This window comes from Sphingomonas sp., assembly GCF_045810705.1.
Taxonomy (GTDB): Bacteria; Pseudomonadota; Alphaproteobacteria; order Sphingomonadales; family Sphingomonadaceae; genus Sphingomicrobium.
Window position 1 is genome coordinate 16,032 of sequence record NZ_JBJMVI010000019.1, and the last position, 13,423, is coordinate 29,454.

Annotated in this window: 14 protein-coding genes and 2 riboswitches; of the genes, 10 read left to right on the top strand and 4 right to left on the bottom strand. The window is 64.8% G+C overall.

The features are described from left to right. The first annotated feature begins 41 nt into the window (after positions 1-41). A riboswitch (glycine riboswitch) is annotated at positions 42-144 on the top strand. A 1-nt stretch (position 145) separates the two neighbouring features. Then, positions 146-217: riboswitch (glycine riboswitch) on the top strand. Between the two features lie 61 nt (positions 218-278). From gcvT to ACJ8FR_RS09585, 7 genes are read left to right on the top strand one after another with little or no spacing between them, the layout of a single operon-like run. Further along, the gene (gene gcvT / locus ACJ8FR_RS09555; protein ID WP_407828401.1) at positions 279-1,478 is read left to right on the top strand and encodes a glycine cleavage system aminomethyltransferase GcvT; all 1,200 of its coding nucleotides are present in this window, start codon (positions 279-281) and stop codon (positions 1,476-1,478) included. Continuing rightward, positions 1,478-1,849, top strand: coding sequence for a glycine cleavage system protein GcvH (gene gcvH, locus ACJ8FR_RS09560; protein WP_407828402.1), 372 nt, complete (start codon positions 1,478-1,480; stop codon positions 1,847-1,849). The genes gcvT and gcvH overlap by 1 nt, the downstream gene beginning before the upstream one ends. Next, on the top strand, positions 1,846-2,595 hold the full coding sequence (locus ACJ8FR_RS09565) for a class I SAM-dependent methyltransferase (protein WP_407828403.1): 750 nt from the start codon (positions 1,846-1,848) through the stop codon (positions 2,593-2,595). Before gcvH ends, ACJ8FR_RS09565 begins: the two co-directional genes overlap by 4 nt. Further along, entirely contained in the window at positions 2,595-3,953 is a 1,359-nt protein-coding gene (gcvPA, locus tag ACJ8FR_RS09570) for an aminomethyl-transferring glycine dehydrogenase subunit GcvPA (protein ID WP_407828404.1), read from the top strand. The genes ACJ8FR_RS09565 and gcvPA overlap by 1 nt, the downstream gene beginning before the upstream one ends. Beyond that, a complete protein-coding gene (gcvPB, locus tag ACJ8FR_RS09575) occupies positions 3,950-5,518 on the top strand; it encodes an aminomethyl-transferring glycine dehydrogenase subunit GcvPB (RefSeq protein ID WP_407828405.1) in 1,569 nt (522 codons plus the stop codon). Before gcvPA ends, gcvPB begins: the two co-directional genes overlap by 4 nt. Before the next feature lie 34 nt (positions 5,519-5,552). Next, positions 5,553-6,038 (top strand): hypothetical protein, encoded by a 486-nt coding sequence (locus ACJ8FR_RS09580; protein ID WP_407828406.1) that lies wholly within the window; start codon positions 5,553-5,555, stop codon positions 6,036-6,038. Beyond that, positions 6,035-6,670 (top strand): DUF938 domain-containing protein, encoded by a 636-nt coding sequence (locus tag ACJ8FR_RS09585; protein ID WP_407828407.1) that lies wholly within the window; start codon positions 6,035-6,037, stop codon positions 6,668-6,670. The genes ACJ8FR_RS09580 and ACJ8FR_RS09585 overlap by 4 nt, the downstream gene beginning before the upstream one ends. A gap of 11 nt (positions 6,671-6,681) precedes the next feature. On the opposite strand, the gene ACJ8FR_RS09590 is transcribed toward ACJ8FR_RS09585, so the two are convergent. Next, positions 6,682-7,320 carry a PilZ domain-containing protein gene (locus ACJ8FR_RS09590; RefSeq protein WP_407828408.1) on the bottom strand — a complete coding sequence of 213 codons (639 nt, stop codon included), beginning with the start codon at positions 7,318-7,320 and terminating at the stop codon, positions 6,682-6,684. A 183-nt stretch (positions 7,321-7,503) separates the two neighbouring features. On the opposite strand from ACJ8FR_RS09590, the gene ACJ8FR_RS09595 reads away from it, so the two are divergent. Continuing rightward, on the top strand, positions 7,504-8,481 hold the full coding sequence (locus tag ACJ8FR_RS09595) for an aspartyl protease family protein (RefSeq protein ID WP_407828409.1): 978 nt from the start codon (positions 7,504-7,506) through the stop codon (positions 8,479-8,481). Positions 8,482-8,485: 4 nt separating this feature from the next. On the opposite strand, the gene ACJ8FR_RS09600 is transcribed toward ACJ8FR_RS09595, so the two are convergent. The 3 genes from ACJ8FR_RS09600 to ACJ8FR_RS09610 all read right to left on the bottom strand — a co-directional run bounded on the left by ACJ8FR_RS09600 (position 8,486) and on the right by ACJ8FR_RS09610 (position 11,773). Then, complete coding sequence (locus ACJ8FR_RS09600) at positions 8,486-9,937, bottom strand: hypothetical protein (protein ID WP_407828410.1); 1,452 nt, start codon at positions 9,935-9,937, stop codon at positions 8,486-8,488. Between the two features lie 117 nt (positions 9,938-10,054). Further along, positions 10,055-11,380: a glycosyltransferase gene (locus ACJ8FR_RS09605; protein WP_407828411.1), complete on the bottom strand. Its 1,326-nt coding sequence runs from the start codon at positions 11,378-11,380 to the stop codon at positions 10,055-10,057. 120 nt (positions 11,381-11,500) lie between these two features. Beyond that, the gene (locus ACJ8FR_RS09610; RefSeq protein WP_407828412.1) at positions 11,501-11,773 is read right to left on the bottom strand and encodes a hypothetical protein; all 273 of its coding nucleotides are present in this window, start codon (positions 11,771-11,773) and stop codon (positions 11,501-11,503) included. A gap of 133 nt (positions 11,774-11,906) precedes the next feature. Here ACJ8FR_RS09610 and ACJ8FR_RS09615 point away from each other — a divergent pair, with 133 nt between their 5' ends. After that, a complete protein-coding gene (locus ACJ8FR_RS09615) occupies positions 11,907-12,347 on the top strand; it encodes a MarR family winged helix-turn-helix transcriptional regulator (RefSeq protein WP_407828413.1) in 441 nt (146 codons plus the stop codon). Next, a complete protein-coding gene (locus ACJ8FR_RS09620) occupies positions 12,344-13,420 on the top strand; it encodes an HlyD family secretion protein (protein WP_407828414.1) in 1,077 nt (358 codons plus the stop codon). Before ACJ8FR_RS09615 ends, ACJ8FR_RS09620 begins: the two co-directional genes overlap by 4 nt. Positions 13,421-13,423: the final 3 nt, after the last annotated feature.

A 13,423-nucleotide genomic window follows, 5' to 3' on the forward strand; every position in this document is an offset into this window, starting at 1 on the left:
CGGCCAAGGCATGCCGCGTCGCCGGAAGTGCAAGCCTCCGGATAGGCCGCGCGGGAGAGTGTGGCGCCAAGGGAAACCTCGGCCCACCGCCGAAGGAGCAACCGCCCCCGGAATCTCTCAGGCATAAAGGACCGCGCGCGCCTGACAGTCTGGAAAGAGCCCCGGTCAGTCCGGGGCCGCCGAAGGGGCAAAGCTCTCAGGCGCTAAAGACAGACGGGGGCGGCTGGCACGGCTCGGGCGAGCTTTGTCAATCGCACCCTATGCCGGAGCGCTTGGAAATGAGCAGGGAAGTCCATAACGGCCCGACCGACGAGACCCAGGCTCGGGGCACGCCCTACAGCGGCGACCCGGCGGGCGGCACGGGCGTCCAGGCCCCTGACCTCGACAAGCTCCCGCTCGATGCCTGGCACCGCGACCTCGGCGCGCGGATGGTCCCCTTCGCCGGCTACGAAATGCCCGTCCAGTACGAAGGCATCATCGCCGAGCATCTCTGGACCCGCGAGAAGGCCGGGCTGTTCGACGTCAGCCACATGGGCCAGCTGCTGGTGCACGGACGCAATGTCGACGCCGCGCTCGAGACGCTGATGCCCGGCGATTTTAGGGACGCGGCGGATATGAAGCCGAAATATTCGCTGCTGCTCGAGGAAAACGGCGGGATCGTCGACGACCTGATGGCGACGCGTCGCGGCGAGGATTTCTACGTCGTCGTGAACGGTGCCACCAAGCACGGCGATATCGCTTTTATGGAGGGATTGCTGCCCGGCTCGGTCGTCATCGACCACATGAAGGAGCAGGCGTTGCTTGCCCTCCAGGGCCCGCGGGCGGCCGAACTGCTGGACACCGTCATCTCCGGCGTGAGCGAGCTGAGCTTCATGCAGGGCGGCGCGTTCAACTGGAAGGGTCGCAACCTGTGGATCAGCCGCTCAGGATATACCGGCGAGGACGGGTTCGAGATATCCGTGCCGGCGCTCGCGGCGGCCGATCTCGCCGACGCCATCACCGCGCATGAACTGGCCAAGCCGATCGGCCTCGGCGCTCGTGATTCGCTGCGGCTCGAGGCGGGGCTGCCGCTGTACGGCCACGACCTCGACCTCGACACGACGCCGGTGATGGCCCGGCTCACGTTCGCGATCAACAAGCGCCGCCGTGCCGAGGGCGGCTTCCCCGGTGCGCTGCGCATCCTCGCCGAGCTGCAGAATGGGCCGCCGCAAAAGCGCGTCGGCTTCGACGTCGACGGCCGCCAGCCGGTCCGCGAAGGCGCGCTGGTGCTCGACGGCGAAGGAAATGAGATCGGCATGATCACCAGCGGCGGTTTTTCGCCGTCGCTCCAGCGCCCGATCGCGATGGGCTATGTCGCCAGCCATCTGGCCGAGCCGGGCACCGCGCTGAAGCTCGAGCAGCGCGGCAAGCTGTTCGATGCGCGCGTCGTCCCCATGCCATTCGTTCCGCACCGCTATCACCGCAAGGGAGCCGCTTGATGCCAGTCTATTTCACGAAGGATCACGAATGGATCCGGGTCGACGGCGACACCGCGACTGTCGGCATTTCCAACCACGCGCAGGAGCAGCTCGGCGATATCGTTTTCGCCGAAGTGCCCGAAGCCCGTCGCCGCCTGACCAGGGGCCAGGAAGCGGCTGTGGTCGAATCGGTCAAGGCGGCGTCGGACGTCTATGCGCCTGTCTCGGGCGAGGTGATCGAAGGCAATCCGGCGGTCGCGGACGACCCGGCGCTGATCAATAGCGATCCGGAAGGGCTAGGGTGGTTCTTCAAGCTAAAGCTCGACAATCCGTCAGAGCTCGACGGGCTGATGGACGAAGCCGCCTATCGCGAGTGGGTCAACACGCTTTGAACCCGACGCCTGCCTCGACGAGCAAGTGGGACGCTGCGGATTATGCCCGCGTTGGCGCATTCGTTGCCGAGCTCGGCGGCGCGGCCCTCGACTTGCTCGATCCGAAGCCGGGCGAGCGGATCCTCGACGTCGGCTGCGGCGAGGGAACGCTGACGCGGAAGATCATCGAGCGCGGCGCGACTGTTCTCGGCATCGACAATTCGCCCGAGATGATCGCGGCGGCTCGAGCGAACGGGATGGACGCGGTTCAGCTCGCCGCCGAGGACATGCAGTTCTTTGCCGAGTTCGACGCGGCTTTTTCCAACGCAACGCTGCACTGGGTGCTGCACAAGGAGCAGGCGGCGCGGGCGATCTTTCGGGCGCTCAAGGCCGGCGGCCGTTTTGCGGGGGAGCTGGGCGGCGAAGGCAATATCGCGCGGCTGCGCGAGGCACTCGACGAGGAGTTGATCATTCGCGGCTATGTCGCACCGGTCGAGGCGGGCAATTGGTACGCGTCGCCGGAGGAGTTCGCCGCCGTTTACGAGGCCGCCGGCTTCCGCGAACTGGATGCGCGGCTGATCGAGCGTCCGACGCCGATCGAGCATGGTATCGCCGCCTGGGTCACGACCTTCCGCAAGGGCTGGCTCGACCGCGCCGGCGTTCCCGAAGACGAGCGGGCCGAGATCGGCGCCGCCGTCGCCGACCGCGTGGGCTCCAACATTGCCGATTATGTCCGCCTTCGCTTCATCATGAGGAAGCCTGCCTGATGCGTTATCTGCCGCTGAGCGATGCCGACCGCAGCGACATGCTGCGCGTGATCGGTGCCGGCTCGATCGACGAATTGTTCCGTGACGTTCCCGAGGAATTGCGGCTCAAAGACCCGATCGCGGGCCTGCCGATGCATGCGTCCGAAATGGCCGTCGAGCGGCACATGGCCGCGCTGTCGCGCAAGAACATGGTCGCCGGAGACGTGCCCTTCTTCCTCGGCTGCGGTGCCTACAGGCACCACGTACCGGCGAGCGTCGATCATATAATCCAGCGCGGTGAGTTCCTGACCAGCTACACGCCCTATCAGCCCGAGATCGCGCAGGGCACATTGCAGATGATGTTCGAATTCCAGTCGCAAGTGGCGCGGCTGTTCGGATGCGAGGTCGCCAACGCCTCGATGTACGACGGCTCGACCGCGATGTGGGAAGCGATCCTGATGGCGCACCGGATCACCCGGCGTAACAAGACGCTGATCTCGTCCGGCGTGCACCCGCATTATGTCGGGGTGGCCACGACGATGGCGAAGTTCAGCGAGGACCAGCTCGAGACTTCGCTTCCCGAATTGGACGCCGAAACCGACGCCGAGGCGCTGATCGACCGGATCGATGACTCGACAAGCGCCGTGGTGGTTCAATATCCCGACATCCTCGGCCGGATCACCGATTTGACGCCGATCGCCGAGGCGGCGCACGCGGCCGGAGCGCTGTTGATCGCGGTGGTGACCGAGCCGGTCGCGCTCGGGTTAATCAAATCGCCCGGCGAGATGGGCGCCGACATCGTGGTGGGCGAAGGCCAATCGATTGGGGTCGGGCTGCAGTTCGGCGGGCCCTATGTCGGTCTGTTTGCGTGCCGCGAGAAGCATGTGCGGCAGATGCCGGGTCGCCTTGCCGGCGAAACCGTCGACGCCGAGGGCAAGCGCGGCTTCGTGCTGACGCTCTCGACCCGCGAGCAGCATATCCGGCGGGAGAAGGCGACCTCGAACATCTGCACCAGCTCGGTGCTGTGCGCGCTGGCTTTCACCGCTCATTTGACCTTGCTCGGTGAGAAGGGGCTGCGGCAGCTCGCTTCATTGAATCACGCGCGCGCGTGCGAAGCGGCCGAACGGTTGGCCGCGATCCCCGGCGCCAGCCTGGTCAACGACAGCTTCTTCAACGAATTCACACTCAGGCTGCCGGTTGAGGCGCGGCCGGCGGTGCATGCCATGGTCGAGAAAGGCGTGCTCGGCGGCGTCTCGCTAGGACGGCTCTACCCGGGCGTCGAGGCGCTGAAGAACGGACTGGTGATTGCTGTCACGGAGACCACGACTGACGAGGATGTCGCGGCCCTGGAAGCCGCGCTGAAGGAGGTGGTCCAATGACCGTCAATCCTTCTGGCTGGCGGCCGATGAGCCCCGCCAACGAGCAGGGCGAAGCGCAAACCGTCACCGGCAATCGCGCGCTGATGCTCGAAGAGCCGCTGATCTTCGAGATCGGAAGCACGGAGCAAACGGGTGTCGATTTTACTGAGGTTTCGCGGCGGGGGAGTCGTCTCGGCGATCTCGAGCGGTCACGGCCTATCGGCCTTCCCGGCCTCAGCGAGCCCGACGCAATGCGCCACTACACGCGCCTGTCACGGCAGAATTACGCGATCGACCTCGGACTATTCCCGCTTGGGTCGTGCACCATGAAGCATAACCCGCGGCTCAACGAGAAGGTCGCGCGGATGCCTGGGTTCGCCGACGTCCACCCGCTGCAGCCGCAGGAGACGGTTCAGGGCGCGCTCCAGGTGATCGACGAGCTCGCTGTCTGGCTGCTCGAGTTGACCGGCATGGACGGCATCGCGATGAGCCCCAAGGCGGGCGCGCACGGCGAGTTGTGCGGGCTGCTGTGCATTCGCGCGGCGCTGGAGGCGCGGGGCGACAAGCGCGAGGTCGTGCTGGTCCCGGAAAGCGCGCACGGCACGAACCCCGCGACGGCAGCCTTCGCCGGTTATCGGGTCGAGAACATTCCGGCGACCACCGCGGGCCGGGTCGATCTCGACGCGCTCAGGGCCCGCCTTGGGCCCGACGTCGCCGCGGTGATGATCACCAACCCGAACACCTGCGGCCTGTTCGAGCCGGACATGATCGCCATTTCCGATGCCGTGCATGCGGTGGGCGGGCTGGTCTATTGCGACGGCGCGAACTTCAACGCGATCGTAGGGAAGGTGCGGCCGGGCGACCTCGGCATCGACGCGATGCACATCAACCTGCACAAGACCTTCTCGACGCCTCACGGCGGTGGTGGGCCGGGATCCGGCCCTGTCGTCCTGTCGTCAGCGCTCGCGCCGTTCGCGCCCCTGCCGTTCGTCGCCAGGCTCGGTGACGGGAGCTTCAAGATCGTCGAGGAGGAGAATGCCGGGGAAGAGCATCCCAATGCTTTCGGGCGAATGGTCGCGTTCCACGGCCAGATGGGCATGTTCACCCGCGCGCTCGCTTATATCCTGAGCCACGGCGCCGACGGCTTGAAGCAGGTCGCGGAGGATGCGGTGCTCAATGCCAACTACATCCTGCGCAGTCTCGAGGACGTGCTCGATGCGCCGTTCGCCAGGAGCGGGCCGTGCATGCACGAGGCGATCTTCTCCGATCGAGGGTTCGAGGGCGGAACCAGCACGATCGACCTCGCCAAGGCGCTGATCGACGAAGGCTTCCACCCGATGACGATGTATTTCCCGCTCGTGGTTCACGGCGCGATGCTGGTCGAGCCGACCGAGACCGAATCGAAGGCGAGCCTCGATCAGTTCATCATGGCGGTTCGAGCGATCGCCAGGCGCGCGAAGGGGGGCGACCAGAGTTTGAAGGCCGCGCCCATTTACGCGCCACGCCGCCGCCTCGACGAGACCCTTGCCGCGCGCAAGCCTGTGCTGACATACAAGGAGCCGGAACCGGCCGAGGCTGCCGAATAAGAGGGGTCAAATGAATTCGCATGGGGGAAATTGGGTGGCGACTCTGCTGCCCTTCATGATCATCGCTTTCGTGCTGGCGCTGCGCTTCCGTTCGATGAGCAAGGAGCGGCCGCTGAAGCTCGGCACTTTGTGGATCGTGCCCGTCGTCTACCTGCTGCTCGCCGGGTCGATGGTGTTCGCTCTCAAGCCGCCGCCGATGGGCTGGGGTCTGCTCATTGCCGGGCTCGGCGTCGGCATTGCGATCGGCTGGCATCGGGGCAAGCTGATCAGGATCGAGCGCAATCCCGAAACCGGCGCACTGACCCAGAAGGCCTCGCCGCTCGCCTTGGTCCTCCTCGTCGCGCTGATCGTGCTCAAGCTCGGTGCGCGCAGCATCTTCGGGGATACGGCGGCGACGCAGCCGGGCAGCAGCGCAATGCTGATGACCGACGCGTTCCTCGGCTTCGCCCTCGGGCTGCTTTCCGCGACCAGGCTCGAACTCTACCTGCGCGCGCAACGGCTCCTCGCCGCTATAGGATGAGCGACGTTCGCCGTTTCTATGAAAGCCTGGCGGAAGGCGCGCGCCGCTCCGCGCCGGCCGCCCTGCGCAACCGCGAGCCGATCGCCGAGGTGCTCCAGGACTGGCTCCCGCAGTCGGGCTTGGTCCTTGAGATCGCTAGCGGAACCGGCGAGCACGCGGCTTTCTTCGCCGAACGCTTTCCCGCTCTCGAGTGGCAGCCAAGCGATGTTCACCCCGATGCGCTGGAATCGACCGCCGCCTGGCGCGAAGCTGCCGGGATGCCCAATCTTCGCGTGCCGTTGGTCGTCGACGCCGCATCGCCCGACTGGCCGATCGACCGCGCCGAGGCCATGCTCAGTATCAACATGGTCCACATAAGCCGGTGGGCGTCAGCTTTGGGCCTCTTGGACGGGGCGGAGCGCCTGCTGGCGCCCGGGGCGCCGCTCATTCTCTATGGCCCGTGGCTCGAGGACGACGTTGAGACGGCGCCGAGCAATGCCGCCTTCGATACCGACCTCAAGCGCCGCGATCCCGCCTGGGGCCTGCGCCGAGTCGAGGACTTCGCCGCTGCCGCCGAGGAACGCGGCCTTGCAATGGAAGCGTTGCGCCCGATGCCCGCGAACAACCTGATGCTGCTTCTTCGCCGGACCTGATTGGCGACCGGTCAGGCGGCGCAGCTATTTGCGAGACGCTGCTGCCGCCGAAGGAAGCCCATTAGCTCGTTGACCGCCAGAACGCGGTTGAAGCCAATTCCGTAACGCTCGCCTTCCTGCCATTTCACTCGCCCCTGGATCGGCTCCAAGCCGGCCAGGCTCACAATCGCGTCAGAGTCCACGCCGAGCTGGCCGTTCCCCTCGACGCACATGCCTCCCTGCGAGATGTTCACCGAGCGGGTGCGATGGACGTCCGCGTCTTGGCGCACCCAGGCCGTGCAGCCGAGCTCGATGCGGGGCATGCGCGGCTGCGGCCCGTCGGCCGATGAGGCAAGCAAGGCGACGACATCGATTTGAGAATCGAACGCGATTCCAACCAAGCCATCATCGATCCACTTGACGACGCCGCTGACCGGTTCTCCGTGCTTGAGCTCGATCGTGACCGCCGTGCCGAGGTCCACCGGCGAATAGGGTCGGATCAGCATCCCGCCCGCAGAGACGTTGCGCACGAGGCAGAGCTCCTGGCGACCGTCGATGAGAAGCGCGCCGACCCGCAGCAAGCTCAGATACCGCTCGCCGTTGCGACGTTCGGGGGGTTCGGGCGCGTTCGCCGCCAGCGAATAGACAGTATGCTCGACTTGCTTTTTCAACGTGGGTTCCGATCACCGATACGCAATTTGCATTGCTCATCCGCTCGGCTCGCGCCGGCCGGTCCCACTGAGGTCGCCAGTTAGCAGGGAAAGACTTACCGGATTGTTTCCTTGCCTGCCGATCTGGTGGTTTGCTGTTCCAAGGTGCCGCGCGTAATGATGATGCTCTAGGGGAGACGGTCTATGGTCCGGCGTGGAGTGGTGCTTTCGGCGGTCCTCATGTGCAGCTCGGGTCTGTCGGCCCAGAATGTGACGAGGCTGGACGCAGTCGCGGGCGTGCCCGAAATCGACAAGACGACGCAGACGCAGGACATTCAATTCCGCAATACGGCCAACGATCGGATGACCGTGACTGTCCGCCTGGCCGGAACGGGCCCGTATCAATTTCTGGTCGACACGGGTGCCGACCGATCGGCTGTCTCCAGTGCGATCGTCGCAAAGCTTGCCCTCGCGCGGGGCAGCTCGGCCGCACTGCACAGCAGCACTGGTGTAACGACAGTGACGACGGCACGAGTGCCGAACCTTGAGCTGACTCGCCCGACGCAGAAGCTGATCGAAGCCGCGGTCCTCGAAAGCGCTTACATGGGAGCGGACGGGATCGTCGGGTCGGACGTGCTGAATTCGCAGCGCGTCCAGTTCGATTTCGAAAAAAAGACGATGTCGGTCGTTCCGGCCGCCGTCCCGGACTTCCGCGATGAGCCCGGCACCATCGTGGTCGAGGCGCGGCGCAAGAATGGCCGGCTGATCGTGACCGACGCCGCCGCCAACGGCCAGACAATCACCGTGGTGCTCGACACAGGTTCAGAGATTTGTGTTGGGAACCAGGTACTCCGTGACCGACTCCTTGGGCGAAATCTCATCGACGCGAGGCAAACGGTCGAGCTTGAATCGGTCACTGGGGCCAGAATTACCGGCGACTATATGTTCGTGCGCAAGCTCGAGATCGGCGGGATCACGCTGGAGAATCTGGCTGTGGTGTTCGCCGACGCGCATACGTTCAAGCAGGTGAAGCTCGACAAGACCCCTACTCTCTTGCTCGGAATGAATGCATTCCGCGCGTTCAAGAAGGTTTCGATCGATTTCGCCAACCGCAAGTTCCGGGTTGTGGTTCCCGAGCGCAGCGAGATCGAGACACGGCTCGCGATGAGGGCCCGCATCTGACCGGCTAGGCGACTTCGAGCTGCGGCCGGGCGAACTGGTCGATCGGCCTCTCCATATATCCGGGAATTCTCACCCCCTGGAGCTCGAGCAGCGTCGGCGCGATCCTGGTGGACGAGATGGGTTCGGAGGCCGGGGCCGCGGTCCAGTTCGACTGCGGATCGTAGGCGAGCAGCATACCTTCGGGGATGTGATAGGCGGCGGCACCGACTTCATCCTCGATCGGAATGTTGGCGATGCCGGCATCATCCGGCGCGACCGAGCGGTTGCCGATGGTGACAGTGACGTCGTCGTCCATGATGTTGGGCTGGCCGAGGACGAATTCGACGCCGTGCGCATCCAGCCGTTTATGGTCGACAGCCTTTCCGGCGATCTTGACCCGTGCGATCGCCTGCATGAATGCGTCCGCATTCGCTTCCTCATCGAATGCCAGAGTATAGGTTGGCTCCATCGTTCGGCGCCGCTGCCAGGCGCCGCCAGCGCCGATTGCGCCGAGGAACTTGCCCATGTCGCGAAGCAGCACCTCGGTGCTGATCTGCCGCTCGGCCTTGTCGACCGCCGCCTGGCCCATGCTGCTTGCCACCAGGACGAAATAATCGGGGTTGCGCTGGGCGAAGGCGATCAGGTCGGCGAGCATCTGATTTGCTTCGTCCATCACATAGTCGACTTCACCCGAGAAGCGGCGAACCCAATCGTCGCTCCATTTGGTGGTCCGATAATCGTCGGTGAAGGTCGCGGGCCAATAGCGGTGCATCGAGGAGGCGACGTGGTTGGTGAAGAAGAAGGCGGCATCGGGCTTTTTCGACTGCAGCTGGGCGAGGAACAGGTCGAAGGCGAGCAGCGACTGGATCGTGCGCCGCCGCGCGGTCCGATGCCGCCAGATGCGCTCGGCTGCGACTTGCCGGGCAATTTTCGCCATCGTCGCCGGGCGGACGCCCGCCGGCATGGCCCGAAGCAGGAACGACAGGGCCTGCTTGACCGGCAGTTCGTTCGACACGTTGCGGCCTGAACGATCGACCATGTGCAGGTTGAACTGCTGAAAGGCGGCGAGCTCGGCGGGCTTCGCCTCCGGCCCCGCCGCAAAGGTATCGGGAACATAGAATTCGTACTGGTCGAGGTTCTGTGGGGGAGGGTAGGAGTGGAGCGAGCCGAACATGCCGACGCGCCGGCCCGCCCCCGCGAGAATGCTCCACACTGGAGGATAGCGGCGGTCGGCGTCGGCGACGTCCTGCCCAAGGGCGCCGATCCTGTGGTCGGCCGATGACACGCCCCGATGCAACGTCGGCCAGGTGATCCACGGCGAAAGATGGCCCTCGTCCGGGGTGATCGTCGTCCAGTGCCGCCCCCGCCCCATAATCTTCGCGAAGCCCGAGTTGGGGCGGCGGTCGGCGAAGTGACGGACGACCCGCAAGGGCACCTCGTTCAGTTCAAAAAGTATGAAGCTTCGAGTTGCGGCCATGCAGTCACCTCCGCCCGAAGACGGTTTGCTCCCAAAGAATCCCGCCGTTTTGGCGACTTATCCCGTACACCGCCTCTGGCACCGCGCACAATCATGACCTCGTCACCCGCGAAGCTATTAGGCGTTATCGGACCTCCCGACTGGTTGTGAGTCGACCGCGCGTTCTGGACGACGCTGTGGACCAGCCGACCCCTCACCGCTGCCAACAGGAGCATCGCGCAGACGCTGGTAGATCTCGTTGTAGCGCTTGATGCCGGTCTCCAGGTCGAACCATCGGCGACTGGCGTTTCGCCATCGAGCCATATCAGGTTTGAGTTGGGCAAGCTCATTGAGCGCCCGCCGGTACGAGCCGGGCGTCAAAGTCTGGACGACCGCCCCCGCGCCCGTTTCCGCCATGATCCGATCGACGTCGCCCACGCCGCTATTGGTGACGATCGGGATCTCGAGAGCGAGGAATTCACCCATTTTCGTAGGGGAGCTCGCCTTCTTCGAAAACACGGGTTTGATGAAGAACAGGCCATAGTCGGCTGACGCCATCAACCCAGGGACGTCGGCTCGAGAAGCTGCGCGGATGATTAGCCGGTCAACTGGTACGCCGCGTTCGATTGCTGCTGTCCTAATCTCCGCCGCCGGTTCTCGGCTGACGATCAGGAACAGGGCTGAAGGTTCGCGTTCGAGCTGGACGCGGAAGAAGTCCAGCATTTCTCCGACCATGTACCAGCTGCCGAACGAGCCAAGATATGCGGCGACCTTTGCATCGGCCGGAATGTTCAGGGCCTTGCGTCCCGCGGCGCGATCCCTTGACGTCACCGGTGCGAAGGCGGCTGAGTCGGTGCAGCAGGGGATTACGGTGATCGGCGGACCGGACGCGGGATCGTCCCGCCACGCCAGTAATATCTGCCGCCCTGCCTCCGTCAGGCTGACAACCTCGCCAGCTTCGGCGAGGAACTCGGCCTCGCGCCGTTTAAAATACCGATATATGAGGCGCTGCAGCGGGTTGGAGAGCTTCCAGATGCGGCCGTCCAGCCGCTCGTCGGCCCAGAATCCTCGCATGTCGAATATGAACGGGACGCCGAAACGGCGCTTGATTTTCAGGCCGGCCAGGGCGGACAGATAGCTTCGGCAGTGGATTAGGTCGAACCGGTCCTGGCGGTGGAGGCGCTCCGCCAGCCGCCGCATCCGGTGAACATCATAGATCGCCGAAAGGATCGGCGGCCGTTTGTGATAGGGCAACGGATGCCAGCGAATGCCCGCTTGCGCGCACATTCTCGCAACGGCCGCGCGTTCCTCGGCGCTGCGTTCGGCCTTTTCGAAGCTGATCAGGTCTATCTTGTGACCGCGTGCCGATAGACCGATAAGATAGGGCAAGACCTGCGAGCCGCCGAGCGGATCGCACATCCCGTCATAGGAAAGGTACAGCGCCCGGGTCGGCCTTGCGGCCACTCGGCCGTGCTTGTGGGGCATACAGTCGCCGCTACTTTAGTGTTTCGAACCAGTTAGCAAGGCGACGGACTTACACAATTCGACTGTGAAGATGCTTCGTCGCGCGCAGCGCGATCCCGTTCATCCGACCTCGTCCTGGTATTCGAAAAGGTGGAACTCGCTGTAGAGACCCGCGGCGCGAAGCGGGCTTTCGTGAGCCAGCGCCTCGGCCGCCGCGCGGTTTTCTGCTTCGAAAATCATGAGATAGCCAGCAGGTCCGCCGGAAGCGTTTCGGAGAACGCCCGCGGCGCGGATAGGGAGATAGGGTTGCTGCAGGAAGGCGCTGATCTGCTGCTGCACCGATTGATCGATCGGATCGGCGGATTTGAGGAACCCCATCCAGGCGAACAGCATCGTCGATCTCCTGCTCGCCTCACGCCCAACAACGGTGCGCCGCCGAACGCAACATGAAAAGTGCGGCAGAAGGGAACGGCTGCGCATTTTGGGAGTTGCTTAATATAAGCACGCTTACTATATCCAGTTGCACATGGAAACTCTTCCTTTCGAGATTGGCGAGACTGCGCACGCGCTGCGCAAGGCATTCGACCGCCGCGCGGTTGGGCTCGGGATCACGCGCGCGCAGTGGAAAGTGCTGTTCAAGGTGACTCGCCTGCCTGGTCTCAGGCAGATCGAGCTGGCCGACATGCTCGACATCGAGCCGATCACGTTGTCGCGCATCGTCGACCGGCTTGAGGAAGCGGGATTGGTCGAGCGGGCCGCGGACCCTGCCGACCGTCGCGCCTGGCGTCTTCACGTCACCGCAAAGGCACAGCCGATCGTCGAGAAGCTGCGCGCGGTTGCCGACGAGATGGCCGCTGAAGCGTTTGGCGGCCTTGACCCCAAAGACATAGACATTGCCCGGCACGTCCTCGGCCGGGTCCGCGAGAACCTTTCCACCGCGCCGATGAACAGGGCTTCGAACCTATGAACAAGATGCAGACCGAGCCGATCGCGCCGGCCGAGGCGGCGGAGTCGTCCAAAACCGGGCGCCAGCGCAACGCCGATGGCGGACGCAATTGGGTCCGCACGTTCGTCATGCTGATCGTCCCCGCGCTGCTGGTCATCGGCGGTGCCTATTTGTGGCTGACCGGCGGCGGCAGCGTGTCGACCGACGATGCGCAGGTAAAGCAGGACATCGTCTCGGTCAGCCCGCAGGTCAACGGCCAGGTCGTGCAGGTGTTCGTCCGCAACGGTGCCCATGTGAAGCGCGGGGACCTTTTGTTCCGCATCGACCCGCAGCCGTACCGGGTCGCGCTCGAGCAGGCTCAAGCGACCCTCGCCGCGGCCGTGCTCCAGACGCACGTGCTGAGGACGACCGCGGCCGGCACCGGGGGCGACATCAATGGCGCCGTGGCCAATCTAGCGATCAAGCGCAACGCATTCGCGCGGCAGCAGACGCTGTTGAATCAGGGCTTCACGACCAAGGCCGATTACGAGGATGCGATGAACGAGGTGCGCTCGGCCGAGACGCAACTGGCCGATGCCCGTGCCCGGGCGGCTAATGCCAGCGCCGCGGTGGCGCCGGGCGAGCAGCCGCAGATCGCGCAGGCACAGGCGGCCGTCGACAAAGCCAAGCTCGACCTCTCGCGCACCGATGTGCGCGCGCCGATGGACGGCGTCATTGAGAATGCCGACAAGCTCCAGGTCGGCCAGATGGCCGTGCTCGGCATCGGCATGCTGAGCCTGGTGCACAGCACGACCGCGTGGGTCGAGGCGAACTTCAAGGAGAAGGACGTCGGGCGGATGGTGCCCGGGCAGCGCGCGTCGGTGCAGGTTGACGCCTATGGTGGGCAGAAGTTCGCTGCCCATGTCCAGAGCATCGGTGCCGGCACGGGAAGCGAGTTTTCGCTGCTTCCGGCGCAGAATGCGAACGGCAACTGGGTCAAGGTGACCCAGCGGGTGCCCGTCAGGATCGCCTTCGACGGTACGCCGTCGAGGCCGATGATCGCCGGCCTGTCGGTCACCGCCACAGTCTATTTCGACAAAGCCAAGAAGAAGTAGCGG

Excerpts from the sequence above, each read along its gene's own strand:
- gcvT (WP_407828401.1), top strand. The coding sequence starts at position 279 with ATGAGCAGGGAAGTCCATAACGGCCCGACCGACGAGACCCAGGCTCGG.
- gcvH (WP_407828402.1), top strand. The coding sequence starts at position 1,478 with ATGCCAGTCTATTTCACGAAGGATCACGAATGGATCCGGGTCGACGGC.
- gcvPA (WP_407828404.1), top strand. The coding sequence starts at position 2,595 with ATGCGTTATCTGCCGCTGAGCGATGCCGACCGCAGCGACATGCTGCGC.
- gcvPB (WP_407828405.1), top strand. The coding sequence starts at position 3,950 with ATGACCGTCAATCCTTCTGGCTGGCGGCCGATGAGCCCCGCCAACGAG.
- ACJ8FR_RS09585 (WP_407828407.1), top strand. The coding sequence starts at position 6,035 with ATGAGCGACGTTCGCCGTTTCTATGAAAGCCTGGCGGAAGGCGCGCGC.
- ACJ8FR_RS09595 (WP_407828409.1), top strand. The coding sequence starts at position 7,504 with ATGGTCCGGCGTGGAGTGGTGCTTTCGGCGGTCCTCATGTGCAGCTCG.
- ACJ8FR_RS09600 (WP_407828410.1), bottom strand. The coding sequence starts at position 9,937 with ATGGCCGCAACTCGAAGCTTCATACTTTTTGAACTGAACGAGGTGCCC.
- ACJ8FR_RS09610 (WP_407828412.1), bottom strand. The coding sequence starts at position 11,773 with ATGCTGTTCGCCTGGATGGGGTTCCTCAAATCCGCCGATCCGATCGAT.
- ACJ8FR_RS09615 (WP_407828413.1), top strand. The coding sequence starts at position 11,907 with ATGGAAACTCTTCCTTTCGAGATTGGCGAGACTGCGCACGCGCTGCGC.
- ACJ8FR_RS09620 (WP_407828414.1), top strand. The coding sequence starts at position 12,344 with ATGAACAAGATGCAGACCGAGCCGATCGCGCCGGCCGAGGCGGCGGAG.